The organism is Moraxella sp. K02, assembly GCF_041154755.1.
GTDB lineage: Bacteria > Pseudomonadota > Gammaproteobacteria > Pseudomonadales > Moraxellaceae > Faucicola.
The window spans coordinates 2,448,563-2,473,695 of sequence record NZ_AP031590.1 but is presented as its reverse complement, the minus strand read 5'-3'; the positions used below and the strand labels follow the sequence as shown (position 1 = coordinate 2,473,695).

Annotated in this window: 23 protein-coding genes and 1 tRNA gene; 14 read left to right on the top strand and 10 right to left on the bottom strand. The window is 46.0% G+C overall.

Annotation, left to right across the window (positions count from 1 at the left end; translation table 11 throughout):
* Positions 1 to 5: 5 nt before the first annotated feature.
* On the bottom strand, positions 6 to 560 hold the full coding sequence (locus ACAM39_RS11210; protein WP_369627732.1) for a DUF4442 domain-containing protein: 555 nt from the start codon (positions 558 to 560) through the stop codon (positions 6 to 8).
* Positions 561 to 666: 106 nt separating this feature from the next.
* Between ACAM39_RS11210 and ACAM39_RS11205 the strand changes: the two genes are divergently transcribed.
* The 3 genes from ACAM39_RS11205 to ACAM39_RS11195 all read left to right on the top strand — a co-directional run bounded on the left by ACAM39_RS11205 (position 667) and on the right by ACAM39_RS11195 (position 3,578).
* Positions 667 to 1,050, top strand: coding sequence for an HNH endonuclease (locus ACAM39_RS11205; protein WP_369627731.1), 384 nt, complete (start codon positions 667 to 669; stop codon positions 1,048 to 1,050).
* Positions 1,051 to 1,276: 226 nt separating this feature from the next.
* A complete protein-coding gene (gene uvrC / locus ACAM39_RS11200; RefSeq protein WP_369627730.1) occupies positions 1,277 to 3,154 on the top strand; it encodes an excinuclease ABC subunit UvrC in 1,878 nt (625 codons plus the stop codon).
* A gap of 67 nt (positions 3,155 to 3,221) precedes the next feature.
* Positions 3,222 to 3,578, top strand: coding sequence for a YkgJ family cysteine cluster protein (locus ACAM39_RS11195; protein WP_369627729.1), 357 nt, complete (start codon positions 3,222 to 3,224; stop codon positions 3,576 to 3,578).
* On the opposite strand, the gene ACAM39_RS11190 is transcribed toward ACAM39_RS11195, so the two are convergent.
* The 3 genes from ACAM39_RS11190 to ACAM39_RS11180 form a co-directional block, all read right to left on the bottom strand.
* A complete protein-coding gene (locus ACAM39_RS11190) occupies positions 3,575 to 4,573 on the bottom strand; it encodes a hypothetical protein (RefSeq protein ID WP_369627728.1) in 999 nt (332 codons plus the stop codon). The genes ACAM39_RS11195 and ACAM39_RS11190 overlap by 4 nt on opposite strands.
* A gap of 134 nt (positions 4,574 to 4,707) precedes the next feature.
* Positions 4,708 to 6,009 (bottom strand): beta-ketoacyl-ACP synthase II, encoded by a 1,302-nt coding sequence (gene fabF / locus ACAM39_RS11185; protein ID WP_369627727.1) that lies wholly within the window; start codon positions 6,007 to 6,009, stop codon positions 4,708 to 4,710.
* A gap of 256 nt (positions 6,010 to 6,265) precedes the next feature.
* Positions 6,266 to 7,495 (bottom strand): anhydro-N-acetylmuramic acid kinase, encoded by a 1,230-nt coding sequence (locus tag ACAM39_RS11180; RefSeq protein ID WP_369628613.1) that lies wholly within the window; start codon positions 7,493 to 7,495, stop codon positions 6,266 to 6,268.
* Between the two features lie 225 nt (positions 7,496 to 7,720).
* On the opposite strand from ACAM39_RS11180, the gene tyrS reads away from it, so the two are divergent.
* From tyrS to ACAM39_RS11150, 6 genes are all read left to right on the top strand, one after another.
* Positions 7,721 to 8,941 carry a tyrosine--tRNA ligase gene (gene tyrS, locus ACAM39_RS11175; RefSeq protein ID WP_369627726.1) on the top strand — a complete coding sequence of 407 codons (1,221 nt, stop codon included), beginning with the start codon at positions 7,721 to 7,723 and terminating at the stop codon, positions 8,939 to 8,941.
* A gap of 84 nt (positions 8,942 to 9,025) precedes the next feature.
* The gene (locus ACAM39_RS11170) at positions 9,026 to 9,298 is read left to right on the top strand and encodes a type II toxin-antitoxin system RelB/DinJ family antitoxin (RefSeq protein WP_369627725.1); all 273 of its coding nucleotides are present in this window, start codon (positions 9,026 to 9,028) and stop codon (positions 9,296 to 9,298) included.
* Positions 9,276 to 9,605, top strand: a complete 330-nt coding sequence (locus tag ACAM39_RS11165; RefSeq protein ID WP_369627724.1) for a type II toxin-antitoxin system YafQ family toxin — start codon at positions 9,276 to 9,278, stop codon at positions 9,603 to 9,605. Before ACAM39_RS11170 ends, ACAM39_RS11165 begins: the two co-directional genes overlap by 23 nt.
* A gap of 14 nt (positions 9,606 to 9,619) precedes the next feature.
* Positions 9,620 to 10,573 (top strand): D-2-hydroxyacid dehydrogenase, encoded by a 954-nt coding sequence (locus ACAM39_RS11160; protein WP_201665254.1) that lies wholly within the window; start codon positions 9,620 to 9,622, stop codon positions 10,571 to 10,573.
* Between the two features lie 21 nt (positions 10,574 to 10,594).
* Positions 10,595 to 10,993, top strand: coding sequence for an FKBP-type peptidyl-prolyl cis-trans isomerase (locus ACAM39_RS11155; RefSeq protein ID WP_201665256.1), 399 nt, complete (start codon positions 10,595 to 10,597; stop codon positions 10,991 to 10,993).
* On the top strand, positions 10,974 to 11,210 hold the full coding sequence (locus ACAM39_RS11150; protein ID WP_227523078.1) for a DUF1653 domain-containing protein: 237 nt from the start codon (positions 10,974 to 10,976) through the stop codon (positions 11,208 to 11,210). The genes ACAM39_RS11155 and ACAM39_RS11150 overlap by 20 nt, the downstream gene beginning before the upstream one ends.
* A gap of 104 nt (positions 11,211 to 11,314) precedes the next feature.
* On the opposite strand, the gene ACAM39_RS11145 is transcribed toward ACAM39_RS11150, so the two are convergent.
* Positions 11,315 to 11,390, bottom strand: a tRNA-Phe gene (locus tag ACAM39_RS11145).
* A gap of 112 nt (positions 11,391 to 11,502) precedes the next feature.
* Complete coding sequence (locus ACAM39_RS11140) at positions 11,503 to 11,901, bottom strand: hypothetical protein (RefSeq protein ID WP_369627723.1); 399 nt, start codon at positions 11,899 to 11,901, stop codon at positions 11,503 to 11,505.
* Positions 11,902 to 12,117: 216 nt separating this feature from the next.
* Between ACAM39_RS11140 and ACAM39_RS11135 the strand changes: the two genes are divergently transcribed.
* From ACAM39_RS11135 to ACAM39_RS11125, 3 genes are all read left to right on the top strand, one after another.
* Positions 12,118 to 12,582 carry a type IV secretion protein Rhs gene (locus ACAM39_RS11135; protein WP_369627722.1) on the top strand — a complete coding sequence of 155 codons (465 nt, stop codon included), beginning with the start codon at positions 12,118 to 12,120 and terminating at the stop codon, positions 12,580 to 12,582.
* A 191-nt stretch (positions 12,583 to 12,773) separates the two neighbouring features.
* Positions 12,774 to 14,465, top strand: coding sequence for a phosphoethanolamine transferase (locus ACAM39_RS11130; RefSeq protein WP_369627721.1), 1,692 nt, complete (start codon positions 12,774 to 12,776; stop codon positions 14,463 to 14,465).
* A gap of 110 nt (positions 14,466 to 14,575) precedes the next feature.
* The gene (locus tag ACAM39_RS11125; protein ID WP_369627720.1) at positions 14,576 to 15,343 is read left to right on the top strand and encodes a PAP2 family lipid A phosphatase; all 768 of its coding nucleotides are present in this window, start codon (positions 14,576 to 14,578) and stop codon (positions 15,341 to 15,343) included.
* Between the two features lie 72 nt (positions 15,344 to 15,415).
* Here ACAM39_RS11125 and lolB read toward each other — a convergent pair whose 3' ends face one another.
* Positions 15,416 to 16,108: a lipoprotein insertase outer membrane protein LolB gene (gene lolB / locus ACAM39_RS11120; RefSeq protein ID WP_100270734.1), complete on the bottom strand. Its 693-nt coding sequence runs from the start codon at positions 16,106 to 16,108 to the stop codon at positions 15,416 to 15,418.
* Between the two features lie 261 nt (positions 16,109 to 16,369).
* On the bottom strand, positions 16,370 to 18,355 hold the full coding sequence (locus tag ACAM39_RS11115; protein ID WP_369627719.1) for a tetratricopeptide repeat protein: 1,986 nt from the start codon (positions 18,353 to 18,355) through the stop codon (positions 16,370 to 16,372).
* 558 nt (positions 18,356 to 18,913) lie between these two features.
* Between ACAM39_RS11115 and hemA the strand changes: the two genes are divergently transcribed.
* Positions 18,914 to 20,272 carry a glutamyl-tRNA reductase gene (gene hemA / locus ACAM39_RS11110; protein WP_369627718.1) on the top strand — a complete coding sequence of 453 codons (1,359 nt, stop codon included), beginning with the start codon at positions 18,914 to 18,916 and terminating at the stop codon, positions 20,270 to 20,272.
* Positions 20,273 to 20,428: 156 nt separating this feature from the next.
* Entirely contained in the window at positions 20,429 to 23,107 is a 2,679-nt protein-coding gene (glnD, locus tag ACAM39_RS11105; RefSeq protein WP_369627717.1) for a [protein-PII] uridylyltransferase, read from the top strand.
* A gap of 91 nt (positions 23,108 to 23,198) precedes the next feature.
* Here the strand turns inward: glnD and ACAM39_RS11100 are convergent, their stop codons facing one another.
* A complete protein-coding gene (locus ACAM39_RS11100) occupies positions 23,199 to 24,431 on the bottom strand; it encodes a sugar transporter (protein ID WP_369627716.1) in 1,233 nt (410 codons plus the stop codon).
* A gap of 179 nt (positions 24,432 to 24,610) precedes the next feature.
* Positions 24,611 to 25,120 (bottom strand): ribosome biogenesis factor YjgA, encoded by a 510-nt coding sequence (gene yjgA, locus ACAM39_RS11095; protein ID WP_313426082.1) that lies wholly within the window; start codon positions 25,118 to 25,120, stop codon positions 24,611 to 24,613.
* Between the last annotated feature and the right edge of the window lie 13 nt (positions 25,121 to 25,133).

Sequence of the window (25,133 nt, the reverse complement as noted above, 5' to 3'; positions counted from 1 at the left end):
TTCCGCTAAATTCTGACCGTTTGGGTTTTTGATTTACTGTAGGCTCGTAACCGAATGTACAGGGTTTTGGTGACAGTGGCGACCACCTCATTCTGGTCGTCAACCACCTGTACGTCATAATTGCGGAACACCGCTTTACCATCCTTTGCTAAGGCTTTTATGGTATCGATTTCGGTGTCATCAAGGTGAAAATCGGCAAACACATCGCTTTTGCCCGCTTTAACAAAATCAATGCTCGCCGACTTATCCCATACCACGTACTCATTGCCCAATGCTTGCATCAACAAAATCATCAAAAATGGGTCGGTCATCGAATACAAACTGCCCCCAAACTGGGTGCCGACGATGTTTTGATTGAGTTTGTTTAAGGGTAAACGCACCCGAATATGGTGGTTGGCGAAATCAAGGCTGTCAACACGGATACCCGCCCCAAAATATGGCGGATAAAAGTTAAAAAACTGCTTTAACAACTTGGGGTTATGAAACGGATTAAAGTAATCTTTGGCTTGAGATTGAAAGGTTTGGCTTAGCTTAGATAGCTTGGATAAATTGGATAACATGGCAGACTCGTTTTTAACATGAAAAAAGCATTGCACAACACGCCATTGGCAAGGCAACAATGCTATTGTATGATGGATACAACTGATAGCAAAGCGTGACAAATTAATGGCAAAAGGTAAAGCAAAAAATAATGAAGATGCAGCATTCTGGGAGGCGATTTTGGCTGAAAAAGTGCCATCGCCACCGTGTGAATTGTGTGGACGTGATGAAGTTGAATTAACCCAACATCATCTGATTCCCAAATCCCGCCACGACAAAGCCCGTACCAAGCGCGAATTTAGCCGTGATGAAATGAAAAACGACATCGCCATGCTGTGTCCTGCTTGTCATGCACAAGTGCATGAAGTGTTTAGCAACCAAGAATTATCCAGCTACTACCATACGGTTGAGCGGCTTGCAGAGCATAGCGAGATGCAAAAATTCATTAACTGGATCAAAAAACGCCCCGCAGGACAAACCATTCGGGTCAAAAGCGGCAAAGATTTTTAACGAATGGATTTTTAGCAGATAGTAACTACTTGTGCAAGTTTTTTTACGATTATCATTATACCTTGCCTGCAGCTAGGACATAAGCGATTACATCGCATAATGACTTGTTAGGCGGGTAGAAGGGTTTTGTATCTGGCTGTCCCTGTTAAAGTTTAATCTTACTTGCATTGAAAAGTGATTGAATTAACTTAATATAGTATAAAAATCGTGAAATAGTAAACAAGCAATGCCCAAAAACAAAACGCCCAGTATCGACCCTGCAACCATTGAAATTGCTGCAGCGACTGCCGACCGCAAAGCGCGATTGGATCACTTGATTAAGCGCCTGCCCAACTTACCAGGCGTGTACAAAATGCTGGGCAAAAATGGCGACATCATCTATGTGGGCAAAGCCAAATCGCTCAAAAGCCGCGTCAATAGCTACTTTGCCAAAACCATCGACCATCCCAAAACGCGGGCGCTGGTGCAACGTATCGACAACATCGAAACCATCATAACCCGCTCTGAGACCGAAGCGCTGCTGCTTGAGCAAAACCTTATCAAGCTGCATCGACCGCCCTACAACGTGTTACTGCGTGATGATAAATCCTATCTATACGTGTTTATCTCAGCCGATAAACCTTATCCAAGACTTGCCTATGGGCGCGGTAAAGGCCAGCACCAAAAAGGCAGATTTTTTGGACCTTTTCCTTCGGCGCATGCTGCCAAGCAAACCTTATTAATGATGCAAAAAATGTTTATGGTGCGCCAATGTACCAATGCATTTTTTGCCCAGCGTCAACGCCCTTGCCTAGAGTACCAAATCAAACGCTGTAAAGCGCCATGTGTCGGGCTGGTATCGCCCGAAGAGTATGCCGATGACGTCAACAATACCATTCGATTTTTAAAAGGCGAAGGCACGGATTTGCAAGTCAAATTGGTAGGTAAAATGGAGCAAGCGGCTGAAGACATGAACTTTGAGCAAGCCGCCTTGTATCGCGACCAACTGTCGATGCTACGCGAAGTACAAGCCAAGCAAGCAGTATATACGGTCAAAGGTGAAGCTGATATCATCGCCATCGCCAGTCAAGCGGGCATTACCTGTGTGCATGTCATGAATGTGCGTAATGGGCAGGTTTTGGGTGGCAACAATTATTTTCCTGATGTGGATAGTGAAAACGATATAGCGGATAACTTGTCTGAGTTTGTCAGCTCATTTTATTTTCAAGTCAGTGATGATTTACCCGAAGAGCTGATTATAAGTCATGAGTTGCCCGACCAAACCGCAATGACAGAAGCCTTAATTGAAACCTTTGGCAAAAAGGTGACAATAAAAACCAAAGTTCGTGAGCAGCGCAATGAATGGCTCACCCTTGCCCAAATGAATGCCAACAACGCCCTGCAAACCAAATTGGGCGATTATTTGGAAGTCAAATCTCGCTTTAACGCGCTCAATGAGGTATTAAAAGAGGCGCTGCAAGGCAAATCGCTCGACCGTATCGAATGTTTTGATATCTCGCACACCATGGGTGAAGCCACCACCGCCAGCTGTGTGGTCGCTGACCAAGGCGGACTGCGCAAACGCGACTATCGCCAATATGCCATTCATGGCATAACGGGCGGTGACGACTATGCCGCCATGAAGCAAGTATTAAGCCGCCGCTATAGCAAACAGCCGCTGCCAGATTTATTGCTGATCGATGGCGGTAAGGGGCAGCTTAATATGGCAAAAGAGGTACTGAGCGAGCTGGGGATTTTAACCCAAACCTTGCTCGTCGGGGTAGCAAAAGGCGAAGGTCGCAAGGCTGGGCTTGAAGTACTGCATTTTATTGACCGTGAGCCGCTCGATTTGCCGGCTGATAGCAAGGCACTTCATTTGATTATGCATATCCGTGATGAAGCGCACCGCTTTGCCATTACTGCACACCGCAAAAAACGCGATAAACGCCGCTCAAGCTCGGTGCTAGAAGCTATCCCTGGGTTGGGGGAAAAACGCCGCCGAGAGTTACTCAATCATTTTGGCGGCTTGCAGCAGCTGCTTGGTGCGTCACAAGATGAAATTGGGCAAGTAAATGGCATTGGCAAGGTGATGGCCAATACCATTTATAAAGTGTTGCACGGCTGATATTAAATTTTTAGCCGTTTTTGATGAAACGGGTAGTTAACAATGATAATGACATGGCATTGTAACAATGACAGAAATTTTTTTTAAACCAATCGCAGCGGCGGATAGCGATATCTGCATGCACTGTGGCGCATGTTGCGCTAACTATCGGGTGTCTTTTTATTGGGCAGAAGGCGAGGCACTCGGTATTCCCGAAGAGATGACGGTCAAAGTCAATGATTTTTATACCTGTATGAAAGGTACCGAAACAAAGCCGGTCAGATGTATTGCATTAGCGGGCGAAGTTGGTAACTCGGTAGCCTGCCAAATCTATGATAAACGCTCAAGCACCTGCCAATCGGTACAAGTCGGTGACGAGCAATGTATCAAAGCCCGTCATCATTATGGGTTATCTAACGATATCTTTAGTCAAGCGCCTGCCTAATGGCTTTGATGGCTTTGTGATAAACGAACAGTCAGCTGTTTTTCCACTTCGGTTTTGAGCCATTGATTCAAATCCTCATTCATCAGCGTCATTGATTCGAGTAAATAGTTGTCGATATAGCCTTGTAGCTGTTTGACGATATCTTGTTTGATTTGTTCAATAGCGGGCGTGGTGGCGATAGATAGGTTGTCAATATCGGCAAGTGGGTCAGTAACGCGCGTTTCTTGGGTCAGCACTGCCGCTGTTGGGTCATCAGCTAACGGCTCAGCCTCAGCAAAGTTATCAGTGTTATCAGCGGTATCAGTGTGATCAATGGCATAGACCATCTCACTGCGATGGCGCTCAATCGTGACATCGCTGGTTGCAGTATCCGTGGTTTGCGCTTGTTCATCTAGCTCGTGATTCGCGACCTCGATTGAGCCAGTTGATAGTTGCGTCGCTGGTTTTGCAGGATTGCTTTGTTTTGCCAGATGCGCTTGTTTGGCAATGGCGCGTTCTTGCTCGAGTAGCGCAATGGCTGCGTCATCTTGTGCTTGGCGTTCGCGTTGTAGACGTTCTTCTTGCGCTTGGCGTTCTTTTTCGTTTTCTTGTGTTAACTGTGCTTGTTCAAGGCGCTGTTGTTCAAGTCGTTGTTGCTCAAGGCGTTGTTGCTCAAGGCGCTCTTTTTCCAAACGCTCGGTTTCTAGGCGTTCAGTTTCTAAGCGCTCCTGTTCCAGCCTGTGTTGTTCTAATCTTTCTTGTTCTAGGCGTTGTTCTTCAAGCTCGCGCTCACGTGCTTGTACTTGTAATTTTTCTTGGTGGTCACGCTCGATAGCCAGTAATTCTTCGACTTTATCATGCAGATTAGGCACGCTAAACTCATACTCATCAAGGTCGGTATCGGGATAAAGCAAGGTAACGATATCATCGAGTTCTTGAATAATAGCATGTTTGACAGGGGTAGGGGTGGCAAGCCAGCGCTTTGAAAATTGGTGGGAAAAGGCAAATCCTGACATGAATGGTGTCCAGCGTTAAGGATGAAATAGGATAGCCTCATTTAACGAAAAAACGGCTACAATTTCAATAGCCGTTTTCAAAATTCACACCGTTAAAATATTAATGTTATCATCGCTGTGATTGCTATTTATCGTTACTGCCATTTGGCAAACAACAGCGAGCCATTGGTGCCACCAAACCCAAAGCTGTTAGAAATCGCATGGGTTAAGTGGTCAACTTTACGGGCCGTATGCGCTACATAGTCAAGCTTGCACTCAGGGTCTTGATGATCCAAATTAATCGTCGGTGGCAATATTTGTTGTTGCAGCGCCTTAACGGTGAAAATCGCTTCGATACCGCCTGCAGCACCCAGTAGATGACCGGTCATCGATTTGGTGGAACTTACTACCATGTTCTCACCAAAGATACCCGCAATCGCGCGGCTCTCTGCCACATCACCCGCTGGGGTACTGGTGCCATGGGTATTGATATAGCCAACGTCAGTGGGGGCAATGCCAGCATCACTCAAGGCGTGACGCATCGCCATAGCCGCACCTTCACCATTTTCCGGTGGCGCGGTGATATGACTGGCATCATCACTCATGCCAAAGCCGACAAACTCTGCCAAAATCGTTGCACCGCGCGCTTTGGCGTGGGCAAGGCTTTCCATCACTAGCACGCCTGCACCATCACCCAACACAAAACCATCACGGTCTTTGTCAAATGGACGACTGGCTTTGGTGGGTGCATCGTTGCGCGTTGATAACGCTTGCATTGCTGAGAAGCCACCAATACCCAGCTGGCTTGAGGCTTTTTCACACCCCCCTGCCAAAATCACATCGGCATCGCCATACGCAATCAACCGTGCCGCCAAGCCAATCGCATGAGTCGCTGTGGTACAAGCGGTAGAAGTGGCAAGATTTAACCCTTTAATCCCATGACGAATCGCCACTTGCCCAGCTGCCATATTTACAATGGCTGAGGGCACAAAAAACGGCGAGATTTTACGCGGACCTTCGCTATTAAGTTTTACCGCTGTGTCTTCAATGGTGGTGATACCACCAATCCCTGAGCCGATAATCACCCCGATACGGTCGGGGTCAACCTGCTGTACAGGCGCGGCTTGCAACTCACTGATAAAACCTGCTTGCTTCAAGGCTTGTGCTGCTGCGGCAACGCCGTATTGTACAAAGGTGTCATACCGACGCGCGTCTTTAGCGTTCATGTACAAGCCGATATCAAACCCATCCACTGTGCCGGCGATTTGTGCGCGGTAGTCAGTGGCGTCAAAATGGCTAATCGCTTTGATACCGCTTTCGCCATTAATGAGCCGTTGCCAAGTGCTCTCTACATCGAGTCCTAGCGGGGTAATGGCTCCCATGCCGGTGATGACAATACGCTCATGGTCAGGGCGTTCGTCGTAGCGGGGCTTTTTTGGGCTAATTTTTGTGGTCATTTCATGCTCGAATTTTTGAATAATATTTTTTGAATAACATTTTATGAAAGTTTAGCAAAAATAGTGTACGAGTGTAAACACAATAACTTTAACGTCTTTAGGTTGATTGTATATATCTATAGCTAATTGAACAACATTAGCCCTTACCCAAAGATGACCGAAGCCCAGTATAAAGGCTATAAGTTAAGGGCTATAATTTAAGCGCTATAAGTAAGTGCTATCAATGTCATTGTCGACGTAAAAAATACATGCCGTGTTAAAAACACACCTGCCCCAACACCACTTTTTTATTTGCCCCTGTGACACTCGGCAAGTTACTCGGTACGTTCAAAATCGTCTGCTGAGCCAGCCACGCAAACGCTACGGCTTCGACCCATAACGGCGACAACCCAATTTTGTCGGTAGTTTGTATGCTCCAAGTGGCTAAATTATCTTGTAAACGGCTCATTAAATAGGCATTTAACGCCCCACCACCACACACAAACAGCTCGCCTTGCGCACCATCAGTGACGGACACAATGGCATCGCTGACGGATTTAGCGGTAAGCTCCACCAACGTCGCTTGCACATCGGCAGGTGAATACGCCAAAGTGGGGAATTGCTGACCCAATTGTTCTAGCATAGCGTCAAGCCAAGCCAAATTAAACTCCTCTCGACCAGTGCTTTTTGGGAACGGCTTGGCAAAAAATGGGTGGGTTAAAAGCAAATTTAATAACGGCTCAAGCACTTGCCCCGACTTCCCCCAATCGCCATTGTGATCATAAGCTTGTTGGGTATGACGCTGGCACCAACCATCAATGAGCAAATTTGCCACCCCTGTATCAAATCCAATCACATCATCACTGCCATCAAGTACCGTGATATTGGCGATACCGCCTAAATTTAAAATCACTTTTGGCATGACTTTATCGGCATGATAAGGCGGTGTAGCAAACATGGCTTGGTGAAACGCAGGCACGAGTGGCGCGCCTTGCCCACCCACTGCCATATCACGGCGCCGAAAATCGCTCACCACCGCAATAGTAGTGCGCTCAGCGAGTACATTCGGGTCAAGCAGTTGCAAGCTAAATGACCACTGTGGGCGATGGCGCACAGTTTGCCCATGACAACCAATCGCGGTTACTTCATCAGGGGTCACCTGCGCTTTCTCGAGCAATTGATTGACCAAATTTGCGGCAAACTCAGCATAAAATACACTCGCCCAACCGAATACATCCAGTTCGCTCTCGAACGCCAAATTATCATCAGCGATGAGTTGTGCCACCCCGTTTGGTTGGGTGAGCGCTAACAACACCGCGCGTAAATCAGCAGGAAACGGCTCGCTTACCGTCGCCAAAATCTCGACAGGCTCATCATTGTCTTCATCAATCTCATAAAACTGGCACAGCACCGCATCGAGTCCGTCAAGGCTAGTGCCACCCATCATGCCAATCACATACGGTGAGTCGGCAAGCGGGTTTTCTTTGATGGTCATCATATCATCCATGATATCAGTAAAATGGCTAAAAAATCCTTCATCAAAAGGCAGGTTGGCAGGTAGTCCAGTCGGCAACGTTTGGCTCATAATTATTCTCGTTAGGGCTGTCAAAGTAGAGAGTGCCTTGATTATAGCATACTAAAAGCCTGCCTTATTTTATCTGCAAATTTGCTATAATGGCTAAACTTCACTTTTTTTTCAGCCGTTTTAACCCGCGCTTTTTTCGAGGTAAGCATGACCGATTCTACTCATAGATTTTTAGCAGCAGAAGAACAACTCAAACTCATCCAACGTGGTACGCACGAAATTATTTCGCAAGACGATTTAATTAAAAAACTTAAAGAAAACCGCCCACTGCGAGTCAAAGCAGGGTTTGACCCGACTGCACCCGATTTGCACTTGGGCCATACGGTTTTAATCAATAAACTCAAGCATTTTCAGGATTTGGGACACCAAGTGTTATTTTTGATTGGGGATTATACCGCGCGCATTGGCGACCCAACGGGTAAAAATACCACTCGTCCGCCGTTGTCTGAAGAAAAAATCCTGGAGAATGCCCAAACTTATAAAGCGCAAGTATTTAAAATCCTTGACCCTGCCAAAACCCAAGTGATGTTTAACTCTGACTGGTTTAGCAAAATGTCGGCAGGCGACATGATTGGTTTGGCAAGCCAGCAAACCGTGTCTCGTATGCTCGAGCGCGATGACTTCTCAAAACGCTATGCCTCACAAACGCCGATTTCGATTCATGAATTTTTGTACCCACTGGTGCAAGGCTATGACTCAGTCGCCATGCAAGCTGATGTTGAGCTAGGTGGTACTGACCAAACCTTTAATCTACTCATGGGTCGCACCTTGCAATCCCGCTATGGTCAAACGCCACAAGTGTGTATCACTGTGCCGATTTTGGAAGGCTTAGACGGTGTACAAAAAATGAGTAAATCGCTTGGCAATTACATCGGTATTTATGACAGCGCAGGCTCCATGTACCAAAAAATCTTGTCTATGCCAGACACTTTGATTGCGCGTTATTTTGAGTTACTTAGCTTCAAACCCATGGATGAAGTCGAAGCCTTGCTAAGAGACATTGAAAACGGGCGCAATCCGCAAGAAGTCAAACGTATTTTGGCACTAGAGCTGATTGAGCGTTTCCATGACAAAGAAACCGCCGAAAATGCTCACAAATCAGCGGGCAATCGCTTGGTAGAAGGTGAGTTGCCAGTGGATTTGCCAGAGGTGACGATTAGCCTTGATGGTCAAGCGCAGTTATTTATCACCCAAGTGTTAAACCAAGCCAATTTGGTAAAAAACTCAGCGCAAGCGAAAGACTTTTTGAAAAACCAATCGGTGAAAGTGGACGGGCAGGTGGTGGATGCAGGATTTGCCCTCAGTGCAGGACAAACGGTGGTGATTCAAGCAGGCAAAAAAGCGTATGCCAAAGTGACGATTTCCTGAAGTCTATTGCTTAACCAAGGGTTTTATTTTAAAATGTAGTGACAATGTCACTACATTTTTTGCTTTTTATAGAGGTCAGTAGCTATGACACAATCAACTATGTATCAATTTCGACTTGATGCCGATGAAAAGCGCCAAGCCTTTGAAGTGTTTGATGAACTGGGTATTAAGCCTGCGCAAGCGATTCGTCTATTTTTACGTCAAGTTACGGCAACAAAGTCTATTCCGTTTGACGTCGCAATTCCTAACGCCACCACGCAACGTGCGATGCAAGACGTTGAAGCCATGATTGCAGACAAGCAAGCCCGATTTAGCAGTAACAAGGAATTGTTTGATGCCCTCGAAAAAGCCGATTAATTCAAAACGCACGAATTTACCAAGAGCCTCAGATTTTACCAAAGATTTTTTGAATGATTGGCAAAGGCTAGTGAAAACAGGACGTTATGACATGGTCAGGCTCAAAGAAGTCATGCTGTTATTAATTGCCAATAATGAGTCGTTAGGGGCAGAGTGGAAAGACCATGAACTAAAAGGAAATTGGGCAGGATTTCGAGAGTTACATGTGGGTGGCGATTTTTTATTAATCTACAAAATTCAAACCATCACAAAATTTGAGACAGTTTATTTTACTCGTGCAGGAACACATAGCGAACTATTTGAATAAAAAGGAATTTAAAAATGAAAGCCATCTTCCTCGACCGAGCCACCTTTTCCACTGATTTAGCATTAACACCCCCACACGGACTGAGCGACTATCAAGTCTATGCGCAAACGCCCAATGACCCCAAAATCATCATTGAGCGCTGCCAAGACGCGGATATTGTTATCACCAATAAAGTTGAGCTTACCGCCGAAATTATCGCGCAGCTCCCAAAGCTTAAACTCATCCAACTGACCGCCACAGGCATGAACAACGTCGATAAAGACGCTTGTGACAAACACGGCATTACTATTAAAAACGTCGCAGGCTATGCGGTCAAAAGCGTCCCCGAACATACCTTTATGCTGATACTCTCAGCCATGCGAGCGGCTCGCCATTATCATCATGAAGTGGTCAATGGAGACTGGCAAAAAGATGGTCGCTTTTGTCTGCTCGACACGCCACTCATTGACCTTGAAGGCAAAACACTGGGCATTATTGGCTATGGCACGATTGGTAAACGGGTTGGGGAAATTGCCAAAGTCTTTGGTATGACGGTATTGATAGCCGAACACCAAAACAAACCGCCAAGAAATAGCGACTATAGCGCGTTTGATGATGTCCTTGCTCAGTCCGATGTCATTACCCTACATTGTCCATTGACGGAGCAAACGCAGCATTTAGTGAATGCCGATACCATTGCCAAGATGACAAAAAAACCGTTGATTATCAATGTCGCGCGCGGTGGCGTGGTCGATAGTCAGGCAGTGGCTGATGCCGTTACACAAGGTAAATTATTAGGCTATGGGGCAGATGTGTTTGAAGATGAGCCGATTAAAGATAATGACCCATTACTCACACTTAAAGACCACCCAAGAGTGATTTTCACCCCGCATAATGCGTGGGGCAGCGTCAATGCCCAGCTTAACCTATGGGACATACTGTGTCAGCAAGTACAAGAGTTTACCCAACTCTCCCATAAGGGAAAATAATGAAAATAACGGAAAATAAATATGACAAGTAAACTGCAATTTCAGGACCTAATTATCGGCACAGGCAAAACCGCCGAGCGTGGGGCACTGATTACTGCGCATTATACAGGCTATTTGCCAGATGGCACGGTATTTGACTCATCGCATCACCGCGGGCAACCCTTTGAAGCCGTGATTGGCACAGGGCGGGTGATTAAAGGTTGGGACGTGGGCGTTTTGGGTGGCGAATACGCCCAAAAAATCGGCTATCAAGCCCAAGTTGAAAACCCTGCCCATCTCATGCCCATGCAAGTCGGTGGTAAGCGCAAACTTATCGTGCCAAGTCACTTGGCGTATGGTGAGCGCCAAATCGGGAAAATCCCGCCAAATTCAGACTTAACCTTTGACATTGAATTGTTGGATGTTAAAACTCGTGATTGAGATTAAATTGGGCATTTATCAGCACTACAAAGGCAATCTGTACCAAGTGCTGCACATCGCCAAACATAGCGAGACTGAAGAGGAATTGGTCGTCTACCGTGCGCTCTACCAAGCGTATGGGGTTTGGGTACGGCCGCTTGCGATGTTTGCCGAAACGGTGGCAGTCAATGGCGAAGCTGTGCCAAGATTTAAGCTGATAAAACCGCTAGACAGTTAAGTTTGGCGGTAATTGATAGGGGTCAATGATATAAAAATAACCGACAACAAAAAACCCCAAACTAATAAGCTTGGGGTTAATAGATGTATACCTAAGACAAATGATGGTGGCGTGGGGCAGGATCGAACTGCCGACACACGGATTTTCAATCCGTTGCTCTACCGACTGAGCTACCGCGCCATGTTTGTCAGCATCAGTATTTGAGCGGCTATTAAACTAAAAATCGCCAAAGGTGTCAAGCACTATTTTAAACTTTTTGCAAAAAGTTGCTACCGAGTGGCAAAATCTGCCTTTATATCAATTCGTACATGGCTAAAATACGATGAATGGCGCCGCAGCCGGGTACAAACTTGGTATTGCCTTTTTTGCGCTCAATGTCGGTGACTTGTTTGACGAATTTTGGGGCAAGACCGCGCCCGCGATTGGCGGGATGCAGCACAATATACTGTAACAATCGGCTAGACTCGATGCCTTCATTAAAGCAGCCCATCGCGGCAATCGGTTTTTCATTAAACATCCCCACATACAGGATATCACCTTTGGCGAAGGCTTTTTCAAAAAACGCCACAGCATCACGACCTGTAGCAAACTCAGGCGAGCTGTCGTACAATTTTTCCACCCGCAATTTGAGTTCAGGATCGTCAATGCTGTTGTTTTCAAAGTGATTGATGGCAACGGATTCTAATGGCATAAAGCCCTCCTTTTTAATTCGCGCACGTTTTGGTTAGGTCATGGTGATTTAGTATAAAATAGTCACTAGGATACCGATAAACTTGTAATTGTTATACCGTATTTTTTGATACAAATAAAAGCCTGCAATGCTTTGGCAATGCTTTAGTAAGGCTTTGGCAAGGCGCGATGGCTTTTTTGGCTTAACCAAATCTTGGACAAACTCTGTGAAATGATGATGTGTTTTTCAAAACAACCTGCTCGATGCCGTCCACTAACCGAGGGCGAAAAAGCCATCGCGGGTAGCGTATTTGGTGATACGTTACAGCTTGATAGTATACGCCTAAAAACCGCATGGTGGGTGCTTAAAGGCTATGCGGTCAGTCCCAATGGTCATGTGTATTTTCATCCAGCAGATTTTTGTGATGATTTTAGTCAGCAAAATGTCTATCTGCGCGCGTGGCTGGTGCATGAATTGACCCATGTCTGGCAAATCCAACAAGGCGTTAAGGTGTTTCGCCGCGCCCTGCTCAATCGGCGCTATAGCTACGAGCTGCAAGCGAATAAGCCATTTGGTCGTTATGGCATAGAGCAGCAAGCGCGTATGGTAGAAGATTATTATCGAAAACGTGAGCTCAAACAGGATTATGAGCCATTACTCGCCTTTATTCCGTTTGCCAGTTTACAGGCTGCCACCGCCTAGCGTTATCAACTCTCTGTGTCGCTGTCACCACCCAATGTTTGTAGCGATGGCGGTGGTTTTTTTGGCATAATTGCTTGATGGATGGGTGTCTTAAGGTTCAGTTAAGCTAAATCTGTATGATAGCCTCATCCTAAATTTGGTTATTATATAATGGCTATTTTTTGGTGCATTTAGATAAGGTGAGTAATCGTATGTCAGTGAATAACTCTCGATGGTTAGCAGGGCGTCAGCAAGGTATTAATACTAAAAGTGGCAATGCTCAAGGTATCAGTACTCAAGGTATCAATGCTTATGTGATGATGGGTATTGTCGCGCTATTTTTGACCCTGACCGCCAATATTACTTTCTTTGATAAAGCCACTGAAGTCTATCCGTTTGCCCAGCATATTGGGTTTATAGGCTCATTGCCATTGGTGCTATTCGGTGTCATGCTACTGGTTATTGTGCTGCTTAGCTATCGTTACACCCTTAAAGCGGTATTGATTTTTTTGCTATTGACCGCGGCAGTCACGGCATATTTTACTGATACTTATGGCACTGTCTATGATGTCAATATGCTACAAAACGCGCTACAAACCGATAAAGCAGAAAGCGCTGATTTGTTTAACGTCAATTTTATCTTACGGATTTTATTGCTTGGGGTATTGCCTAGTGTGTGGGTGGCGTGGCAAAAGGTCACATTTCCCCCCATCAAGCGCAGTCTATTGCAGCGCGGCTTGACGTATTTGGTCAGCCTCGGCTTGGTGGTGTTACCGATTTTGGCGATGAGTAAAAATTACGCCAGTTTTTTCCGTGAACATAAACAGCTTCGTAGCTATACCAATCCTGCCACCCCTGTATATGCACTGGGTAAACTTGCCAGTATACAGCTCAAACAAGCACAAGCTCCCAAAACACAAATCATGCATGCCACCGATGCGGTGCAGGTGAAGAACCCCACCACCCGTAAGCCAAAACTGATGGTATTGGTGGTCGGGGAAACCGCGCGCGGTGACCATGTGCAGCTAAATGGGTATAACCGAACCACCTTCCCGCAGATGGCAGCGATGGCTGGGGTAACTAATTTTAATCAAGTCATCGCCTGCGGTACCTCAACCGCTTATTCGGTGCCTTGTATGTTTAGTTATGTGGGTATGAAAGACTACGATGTGGATACCGCCAACTACCAAGAAAATGTACTTGATACTTTACATCGCCTAAAGGTCAATATCTTGTGGCGTGATAACAACTCAAGCTCAAAAGGCGTCACTAATCGTTTGCCAGCGGAGAATTTTGTCGATTATAAAACCGCGCGCAACAATACGATGTGTAATACCAACCCCTATGGCGAGTGCCGCGATGTGGGTATGCTAGTAGGCTTAGATGACTACGTCAAACAACAAGCTAACCAGAATACGCTTAACCAGGACACCCTAATTGTGCTGCACCAAATGGGTAATCACGGACCTGCGTATTTTAAACGATATGATAAGCAATTTGAAAAATTCACCCCAGTCTGCCAAACCAATGAACTTGCCAAATGCGACCCACAAAGCTTGATTAATGCCTTTGACAATGCGCTACTTGCCACGGATGACTTTTTGGCAAAAACGGTGAACTGGTTAGACAAATATGACAGCACCCACCAAGTGGCAATGCTGTATGTCAGTGACCACGGTGAAAGTCTGGGCGAAAACGGCATTTATTTACATGGCATGCCTTATAAAATCGCGCCTAAAGCGCAAAAACACGTCGCATTGATGTTTTGGGCAGGTAAGCACTCAGGCATTCAAGCAGTGCCATCTAATACCGAACTCACCCATGATGCCATTACCCCAACTTTGTTAAAACTGTTTGATGTGCGTGCGCAAACCGTACAAGGCAAACCATTATTTATCAAGTAAAGTTATCTAGTAAAGCCATTTGGGTAATTAGAGCCATTTAAGTAATGTTAGACATAAAAAGTGTGTCCAACTTCAGCGACAGTGACGGCAAGATAGATGGTTCAAAATAGATGAGTATACAAATCGCTAAATTAAAAAATTTTGCCAGTAGGCAGACCGTGCTCGGACTGGTGCTGGCGATTATCTTTACGCTAACGCTGGAGCACAGTGCCATCGATGTAGCCATCAGTCAGTATTTTTATTCCCCCACAGATGGCTGGCTGCTTGCCAAAGAATCACTACTGCCTAACTTAATTTTTTATACCCTTCCCAAAAGACTATTAATTGCGTTTGAAGTCTATATGGCAATCGCATGGCTACAACGCTATTTATTACAACGCCGTCCTTCAAGTCACTGGCTTGCCAAGCAACAGGCATGGTTTAAGCCTTTTAGCCCACTATCACTGGCTGAAATGGGCTATCTTTTAGTCGCGATGGTGTTGGTACCTTTGATTATCGCATCGCTTAAAGGGGTGACTCATGTGGTGTGTCCCAATCACTTGCAAATTTTTGGCGGTGAGTATCCCTATCTAACGATACTAGAAAACATCCAAGCCGGAACCCGCTCAAAATGTTTCCCTGCGGCGCACGCCAGTGCTGGGTTTGCCCTGTATGCTTGGGCGTTTATCCCAAGTCTTTGGCACAAGCGCTGGCAAATCGCAGCGATGGTGACGGTGATAGCTTGGCTAATGGGTGGGTATAAAATGTTGATAGGTGACCATTTTTTCAGTCATACGCTGGTATCTATGAGCTTGGCATGGGGGATTTGCGCGGCAGTGGCATGGGCTTGGTGTCGGTGTCGGTTGTATGCTAAAAATACGTCCGCAAAAAATTCATAATGCTAACAGTTGGTGGTATAAAAAAGCGTTGAGGAACACCCCACGCTTTTTTTTGGTTTCATGGTTGCATGGCTAGCTTAACCGATTGATGGTCATCACCACTTTATAGCCATCGGGATGGCTGGCAGTTAAGCGAGAAGGCAGTTTATCGTTACTGTTGCTATAGCTAAAGGTGGCTGTCCAATCGCCATTTTGGGCACTCACTAGGCGATTAGTGCTGTCTTTTTTATCATTGGCATCACTGGGCGCTGGCTGACCTTGAATCCAGTAAGGCAGCTGTGAGATGGGCGCTTGCCAACCGGTTGCACGTAATAGCAATTCTTCAGGGGTAGCGGCATTGATGGTGCCTTTTTCGTTGGTTAACGTCGCAGATTGACCATTGTAGCTGATTTTGGTTTGACCGGCATTCATCGCACCGGCAATTTCAATGGCAAAGTTTTGACCTTGCTGTGTCCAAATATAAAACGCGCTACCTGCCTGCTGCGGCGTGGTCATGCCAATTTTACCATTGATGGTAAATTGCGCGCTTGGTAGCGTACTTGTAGCCGCTTGCTGATTAGTGGTGGTCGATGGCGCTGTGGCTGTTTGGGTATTGACCACAGGGGTTGTCATCACTGTGGCGACAGGTTTGGCTGTGATGGGTTTGGTCGTTGCCTGTACTGACTGACATCCTGTTAGCAGTATACTACTGATACCCAAACAGGCAATAGTTAATCCCGTGATTTTGCTGGTGATTTTGCTGGTGATAGCTGGTAATAAATGCATAATATCCTCAAATGTTAATCAAGTTTTCATCAAATGTTAACGGGTTTTGCTCAAGCATGATGGTTTAAAAAACTGATGGGTAAACTATAAAAAATAGCTATTGTTAAGCCTGTTTTGCTTAACTGCTCAAATTGGTGAAAAAGCGGTTATTATTTATCTGTCGTTTTCCTGCCATTTATCTGTTGTTTATCTGGCTTACAACCGTCATTACTTGCTAGTCGTCATGCTTAGAGTCATGCTCAGAGACGATTTTAGGCAGTGCTATTGCAGATTTTCGGGCTGATAACCAAGTTCATTGACCAAGATTTGGTTGATGCGCTCAGCTTCTTTTTGGTTGCCCAAATTTAAGTAGGCTTGTTGTAGCAGCAAGCCGCTAATCACATCGGGTACGATATCAAAATTATCCGATAACAGACTAATGACGGTAGCGTTATTAGCCTGATGCAGCGCTTGCTGGGACAATATTTGCCGCGCCTTTAAACCGACTTCTTTGTCATTGATTAATGCCGTCAGTAGGGCGGTCACTTCTTCATTATTTTGTTTTAAATTGACCAAGGTTTGCGCATACTCGAGTTGATAATCCACGTTTGCCGGTGCAAGGCGAATCAACTCTTTTAACAATCGCAGTTTACTGGCGTAATCATCATCGGGCAGTAACAATACTTTGGCAAATAAGATATCGGTATTATTGGGTAAACTGGTTTGTGCACTATTAAGCAAGGCTAACGCTTGCGCGGTTTGGTTATTTTTTTGCAAAATATTGGCTTGCATGATGTAGCTTTGCGGCGCAAAACTGTCAAATTGTTCCCGTAATTTGACGCTACTGGCAATTGCTTCCTCAAAACGACTTTGCGAGATTAATAAATCAATCTGTTGCTGTCTGGCTTTGAGTACCAAGTCAGGTTGCATCACTTTGCCATAGTAGCCAATCGCATCATTGAGTAGGTTCTGGCGTTCGGCACTGACAGCCAAATAATAATTGGCTTGGTCCTTAAAGTTGGGGCTGGCAATCAATGCTTTGAGCAAGCGATCTGCTGCGGCGTATTTTTTCAAATCAATACCTACCAAAGCCGCCAGTAGTTTGATTTCTTCATCTGCTAAAAACTGCCGATTAGCCGTGGCATTGAGCTGTTGCCATACTTGCGCGCTTTTGCCTTGCTTTAGCATGTAGCGAATTTGATAGACGAATAGCGCTTTATTGTCAGGCACGGTTTTACGCGCCTGCGCAATAAACGCAATCACTTGATTACTGGGCGATAACGCTTGCAGGATATCTGCTTTTAAAATCAAAAAAGCCGGACTTTTTGGGTTGGTTTTAAGCGCCCGATTAATCGCCATTAACGCGGCTTTGGGCTGTTGAAACTGTAGCAGCAGACCTGCTTTCATCACCAGCAGTGAAGGGTTGTTTTTGATATCTAATCGATTGAGCGTAGCGAGCAGTTCAGCTTGGTCTTGGGTTTCGGTGGGATAAATCCCAATCAAAATCTGACTTAAATCAGCGTCAGGATCGTACTGCAAAATTTGATTGAGCTTTTCACCGGCTAATTCATACTCGTGCGCTTTGAGTGCCAAATGGGTCACATAAAAAATCGCAGGCACATGGTCAGGGTTTTGCTGCTGCCACGCATTGGCAAAAGCGAGTGACAACTGTGGTGGTTCATTTTGTAAAGATAAACCGAGTGCGCGTTCAAATACGGGGGCAGCATCCGCCAAAAAAGACTGCTGCTTATAGGTCGCTAACGCCTGATCTATACGACCGCGATCTGCGGCAAACTCTGCCATCAAAATCGCATACAGGCTTGGCTGGGTGACCGCACTGGCAACGTTTTTCCCTAGGCTTGCGGGCTGCAATATCGGCGGCGCAGGACGCCCTGTAGGTTTGGCAGCAGCTTTGTGGGTGCTGGCCACAGCACTCGGCTTATTAACAGACTGACTAGCGAATGCAAAATTTGCCCCGGCACTAAAAACCGCTGGGCTAAACAATAAACTTGCCAACGTGAGCGTAGTCGCGACTACATTTTTGCCTAAAGCGGTAAAAGGTTTAAATACATCAAGCGGTTTTAGGTTAGATTTCAGATTGGGCTTTAGATTGACAAAAAGTTGCTGCGGTGTGGATAACTGCATCGGTAAATAAATCGATAAACAATAAGGCTTGACATATTTCGACGCAAAAAAGCGTGGATTGAGGGGACAACCACGCATAGCGCAATAAGCCGATGAAATAACCGCTGGAAACAACTTTCGCATTTAGCCCGCTTGGACAGTAACGTACCTAAAAATTACAGTCACTATTACAATTAGTAACAAGTAAGATGTAACAAAATGTTCATGATAAAATTAAATTATACGGGGTCAACTGATCAAACTATGTAGAATTATGGTTAAATCGTATGGGTAAATAGCAACCAAACGAGCAGATGTGGCAGAGTTAAGTAAAAAAATATGATGATAGCTCGAATGACTGTTCAAAATGCTAGGCATGCTAGATATGTTAATGCTTCAAATTGTAATGCTTCAAAGCGTGGCTAAAGAATTTCCCTGAATCAAAAAAGCAGGATGTTTTTCATTTGTTATTAGCAATGCTATAATAATCCACTTTTCTAATTTACTTTTATTAAGTGTTTATTATTAAGTTGCTGTAGGTTTCTTTATATTGCCACTTTTCCCCCTGTGTTATCAAGCATGACAAATGTCGATAGGCTGATATAGGCTGGATGTCGCTTAGCTAGCACACTTAGCTAGCAAACTTGGGTTCACAAAAATCGGCTTTGATAAACGCGGTCATTTTTAAGGTCAGTACGTTATATGCAGCTTCTGGTTATTGGGTTAAATCATAAAACAGCACCAGTTGCCATGCGTGAGCAATTGGCGTTTGCTGCTGAAGATTTGCCGATTGCCTTAGATTCGCTCAAAGCGATCACCCAAGGCGCGGTGATTTTATCGACCTGCAACCGCACTGAAATCTATGCCCTTGCCCCCGAAGGACAGACCCTCACTAGCACGATGTCACAAGTGATTGAATGGTTAGCGGCTTTTAAAAACACGCCCATGCAAAAAATCGCGCCACACCTGTATCAATATCAAAATAACCATGCACTGCTACATTGGGTGCGGGTAGCGTCTGGGCTAGACTCGATGATTTTGGGCGAGCCGCAGATTTTGGGACAAATCAAACAGGCGGTGCGCCAATCCCGTGCCAAAGAAGCTATCTCGAGTAAGCTTAGCTGGGTGATTCAGCAAGTATTTGCCGCCGCCAAACAAGTGCGTAACGAAACGCGGGTAGGCTCACAAGCGGTATCGTTAGGCTTTGCCGCCGCCAAATTGGTGACCCAAATTTTTCAAAAACCTAGCAACAACACTTTGCTGGTGGTCGCGGCAGGTGAGATGAATCGGCTGGTTGCGACCAATATCGCAGGTTTAGGTGTCGGCAAAGTCATCATCTGTAATCGTAGCCTTAAGCGTGCCGCGCTGCTTGCCTCTGAGCTTGAAACGATTGTGCCGCAGATTGAGATTACCCCGCTTGATCAATTACCCAGCGTGTTGCCGCAAGCGGATATTGTAACTAGCTGTAGCGGTAGCTTATATACCTTGATTGATAAAACCATGGTGAAACAGGCGTTAAAACAGCGCCGTCATCAGCCCATGTTAATGATTGATTTAGCAGTCCCTCGCGATATTGACCCTACCGTCAGTGAGCTAGATGACGTGTATTTATACTCAATCGATGACTTACAACATGTGATTGCAGGCAACCTTGAACAGCGTCGCCAAGCTGCCGTAGAAGCAGAATTATTGGTGAGCCAAATCGTGGTGGCGATTGAGCGCAAATACTTGGTGCGCCAAGTGGGTCAGGATATTCAGCAGTACCGTGAGCAAGCCAAACATCACGCGGATATGATTTTAAGCCAATCCTTACAGCAGCTTGCCGATGGTCATGCAGCCGAAGCCGTGTTGACCGAACTGACCCGTAAACTCACCCAAACATTAACCCATGCACCGTCCAAACTATTGCGGGAAACGGCTAGCGAACAGCCCGTAGAAACTGTTAATTTTGTGGCACAACATCTGACCCATGCCTTTCGCAAAGACAAATGCCCCTATATCACTCATAACAACACCCTGCTTGATGACGAGCCAGCGTCAGCGTCTTTTGACAATCAATAATTTTCTTATCCTAAGCTTTTAAGCCCAAGTTTCTATTAAGCTAAGCGTAAGCCCAAGTTTTCGCTACAAGCGGTGGCTAGCTTTTTTGCATCAAATTTGTAATACTTAAAATTGCTCTGCTAACTCTGATAACAATGGCGTCGATTAGGATTTGCTATGTTTACTTGCCCACCGATACTACCGTATTTTACCCCACTGCCTGCGCTTAGCTTGCAAGGCGAAGCCAATCTTGGCATACCCGCTTGGTTAGCAGCAGTGGAAGCGGACTTGGATAAGGCGCTGGCATCTGGCACACCGATTCGCCAAGTCGTCATGGGGCGCTGCTGTGCGATTGATAGCATGATGGCAGCCTTATTTGAGTTGTATGAGCTCGATCAAACTGATTTAACGCTGTTTGCCACAGGGGGGTATGGGCGTGGGGAATTGCACCCGTTTTCAGATGTGGATTTATTGCTGTTAAGTCCAAACCCGATTGATGAGGCCTTGAATCAAAAAATTTCCCCGTTCGTCGCGAGGCTCTGGGATATTGGGATTGATCCGGCTTTGGTGGTGCGCTCTGTTGAAGAGTGTGATGAGGCTTGTCACGATGATATCACGGTCGCAACAAGTCTGTTAGAAGCACGAATTTTGGCGGGCAACGTTGCCCAAGCTGGGTTGCCGATGCAGCTACTCAATAAAAACTGGTCACAAACCAAGTTTTATGAGGCCAAAATGGCAGAAGCCAAAGCGCGCTATGTTAAACATAATTCGACGGAGTATAACCTAGAGCCTGACCTGAAAAACGCGCCAGGGGGCTTGCGAGATATTCATACTGTCGGCTGGATTAGTAAGCGCTATTTTCGCGTGACAAACTTGTTTGGACTGGTGCAGCAAGAATTTATTACCGAAAAAGAATTTGATGAGCTGCAAGAAGCGGAAGATTTTTTGTGGTTGATTCGCCATCATCTGCACAAAATTGCCAAACGCAATGAAAACCGTGTTTTATTTGACTATCAGCGCCTAATTGCTGAGCGCATCGGTTACCGTGACAATTCGCATCCCAATGCCGCAGTCGAGCAGTTTATGCGCGATTATTACCGTTATGCCATGTCAAACTCAACATTGTCTGAGATGCTCACCCAGCACTACTATGAAACGTTGATTGAGGCGCGCTTACCCGATGAACAGCGCCCAGTACATAAGGTGATTAATGAGCGCTTCAAACTGGTCGGTAATCGCATTGCGGTGACGCATACGCGGGTGTTTGCCCAGCATCCGACCGCGATTTTAGAAATGTTTTTGTTGATGGGTCAGCAAAATATTCGCCATATTCGTACCCGCACGCTACGGATTTTGAAAATCGCTGCGCGCGGCATTGATGAGCATTTTCGCAATGACCCTGCCAACAAAGCCATGTTTATGGACAATCTCAAAGAGCAAAATCTGCTATTTTGGCGACTGCGAGTCATGAAGCGTTATGGTGTGCTAGGTAGCTATTTGCCTGCTTTTGGGCAAATTACGGGTTTGATGCAATATGACTTGTTCCACCGTTATACGGTGGATGCCCATATTTTGATGTTGATACGTATGTTGCACCGCTTTACCGATGACAATTATGTTGATACCTATCCGCTTGTCAGTGGTATCTACCGCCGTATTGACCGTAAAGAGATGCTGGTGTTGGCAGCGATTTTCCATGATATTGCCAAAGGTCGGGGCGGTGACCACAGTGAACTTGGCGAGCAAGATGCCATTAAGTTTTGCTTGTCACATGGCTTGAGCCAAGCCGATGCTGAACTTGTCGGCTGGTTGGTGTCTCAGCATTTATTGATGTCGATGACCGCGCAGAAAAAAGACATCTCTGACCCCGAAGTTGTCGCAGAATTCGCCGATAAAGTCGGGAATGTGACTTATTTGAATTATTTGTATGTGCTCACCGTTGCCGATATGAATGCCACCAACCCACAGCTTTGGAACAGTTGGCGCGCAACCTTGATGCGTCAACTATATACCCAAACCCGCCGTATCCTGCGAGCTGATATCGATGCGCCGATGAACCGCCAAGACATGATTGCCAGTAACAAGCAAAGTGCCCGTGATTTGCTAGCGGGTGATAATGGCTTGGCTGACATTGAAAACCTGTGGGAGGGGCTAGGGGAAGAGTATTTTTTGCGTGAAGTCCCAAGCGATATTGTTTGGCATTCCAAAGCCATCATGGCGCATGATGAGGCACAAAAACAACGCACAGAGAGCGAGCAACCTGAGCCGCTGATTATTTTGCGTGAACATCGCGAGTTGGCACTCGATGCCGTGCAAGTGTTTATCTACACCCATGACCAATCCAATTTATTTGCGGTGACCATGACCGTGTTTGACCAAATGGATTTGGACGTACTCGATGCGCGCGTCATCACCGCTTCGCGAGATTTTGCCCTAGATTCTTACGTACTGCTTGACAGACATGGCACGCTACTCACCGATACCGAGCGCCAAACTGACCTCGTTGAGCGTCTAAAACAAGCCTTTACTAGTCCAACGCTGCCTGAGGTGGCACAGCGACGCATGCCTAGACAGCTCAAGCATTTTCATGTGCCCACCAAAGTGTCTTTTAGTTTTAACCCGCAATCCAATCAGCATATGATGATTTTGGAAACCCTTGACCAGCCAGCCTTGCTTGCGCGTGTGGGGCAGGTGTTTTTGGCGCATGATATTGAAGTGCATTTTGCCCGCATTACCACATTGGGTGAGCGCGCCGAAGATATGTTCTTTATCACTGACCATGAAGACAAACCGCTATCGGATGAGCGACTAGAAAAACTCAAACAGGCATTGGTAGAAACGCTGAATGTCAGTTAACTTGTCAGTGGAAAAAGTCGAAAGTCGGCGGCAAGCAAATCCAATCGTAAGTCTAAGCGCAAGCGCAATTACAAGTAAGCTCTGTGTTTGATTACTTTTGGGTGCGCGCCAAATACACCATTAGGCAAACCATGGCAATGAGCGCGATACCTGCCCCTACATAACCCACCATAGCCAGTCCTAGGCTTGCAATCACCAATCCACCGACGAACGCGCCGCCGCCGATACCGATGTTATAAATCCCTGAAAAAATTGACATCGCTACATCAGTGGCATTCGGCGCAAGCTGCAATACGCGTAGCTGAAAAGCAAGGCTAATCGCCGTAATTGCCAAGCCCCATAGCAAGGCTAGGGCAAGCCACAAGATTGGCACATGGGGCAGCCAAGCAGATGCTAGTAACGAAAACAGCAGCGTTGCCATCGCGCTAATCAAAAACGCCCGTGGAAAACGGTCATAAAAGTGCCCAAATAGCCAGCTCGCTAGCAAACCTGCCACCCCAAAACTAAGCAAAATCACTGTAGCAAATTGCTGACTAAACTGACTAATCGTCAGCATATAAGGCTCAATATAACTATACGCCGTAAAGTGTGCCGTCACACATAGCACAGTGAGTGTATAGACAGTGAGCAAGGGGATATTGTTGAAGATACTGGGTAAACTTGCGGCTGAGCCGACATCTTTGCTCGGCAGTTTTGGTAAAATCCACCACACCATAATCATTGCCAAGAGCGCAGCCACACCAATCGTGCCAAACGTCATCCGCCACCCAAGCCACTGCCCAATCATCCGACCTAACGGCAGCCCAAGCACCGTCGCTAGCGCGCTACCCATGGATAGTAGCCCCAAGGCCTTGGTTTGACGATCTTTGGGCGCAATACGTACTACAAGGCTTGCGGTAATTGACCAAAACACTGCATGTGCTAGCGCAATCAATGCTCGCCCAACCAACAGCATGGCAAAACTTTGCGCCATCACCGACACCGCATGCCCCCCGATAAAGATAACAAATAATGCTATCAATAGCTTACGGCGTTCGATACGGGCAGTGACAAGCATGGCAGGGAGCGACAAAATAGCCACAATCCAAGCATAGATAGTGATCATATGCCCCACCGTTTCTACCGGCATGGCAAAGCTATGACCAATGTCAGAGAGCAGCGCAATCGGCACAAATTCGGTGGTATTAAAAATAAATGCCGAAATCGCCATGACAATCACGCGCCACTGGCGAATTTGGTTGGGATAGTTGGGGTTGGACTGGGTGTGTTGACGTAACTGGTGAAAATGACTCATTGCGGACAGGATGGCTAAGGCTGATGGCATACCTTAGCGGCTCACTCTATAAAATAAAAGCAATTTTACGTTATTTTATGATGAAAATAGCTTTGGCAGTAAAAAATCGACTTATAGGCTAGCGCGCCAACCCCAACCCACCAAAAAAGCAATACTCACTAGCCAAGCCACATAGGGATAAGGGGTCAGAAAACTGGCAGTCAATCCGACTATTTACCTTTGGACAAAATCGCCACTTGGCGGATATAAGTGTGTAAATCCGCCACACTCTCTTCCATCAGTTCATCATCTTGGGTGTATTCGGCGTAGGCAATCCAAATCAGCAGCTGCTTGATGGTGTTGAATTCACTGTCAAAAAAAGTTTTGGTAAATTGTTTTAAGGTATTGTCATCTTGCAAATTTAGGCGCGTTTGCCAACTTTCAATTTTGGCTTGTTGCTCAGGGCTAAAAGTATGGCGAAATAAAAATTCGACAATCGCATGCGGTTCTTCTTCAGCCAGCAATTTGCCCAAACGCTTGATGTGACGTTTACGTGCTTCATGGCTGGTGATATCGGCAAGCTGCAGCAAGTCATCCAAAAAAAACTCACTGGCAGGCAGTGCCTTCATTTGTTTTTTTGACAAATTGGCAAGCGGCTCAGCCAGTCGCTGTAGGCGCTCATGGGCTTTTTTTAGTTCGGTACGGCTAACCGCCATATCCATTTGGTCAAAATTAATCATTTATTAATCTCAA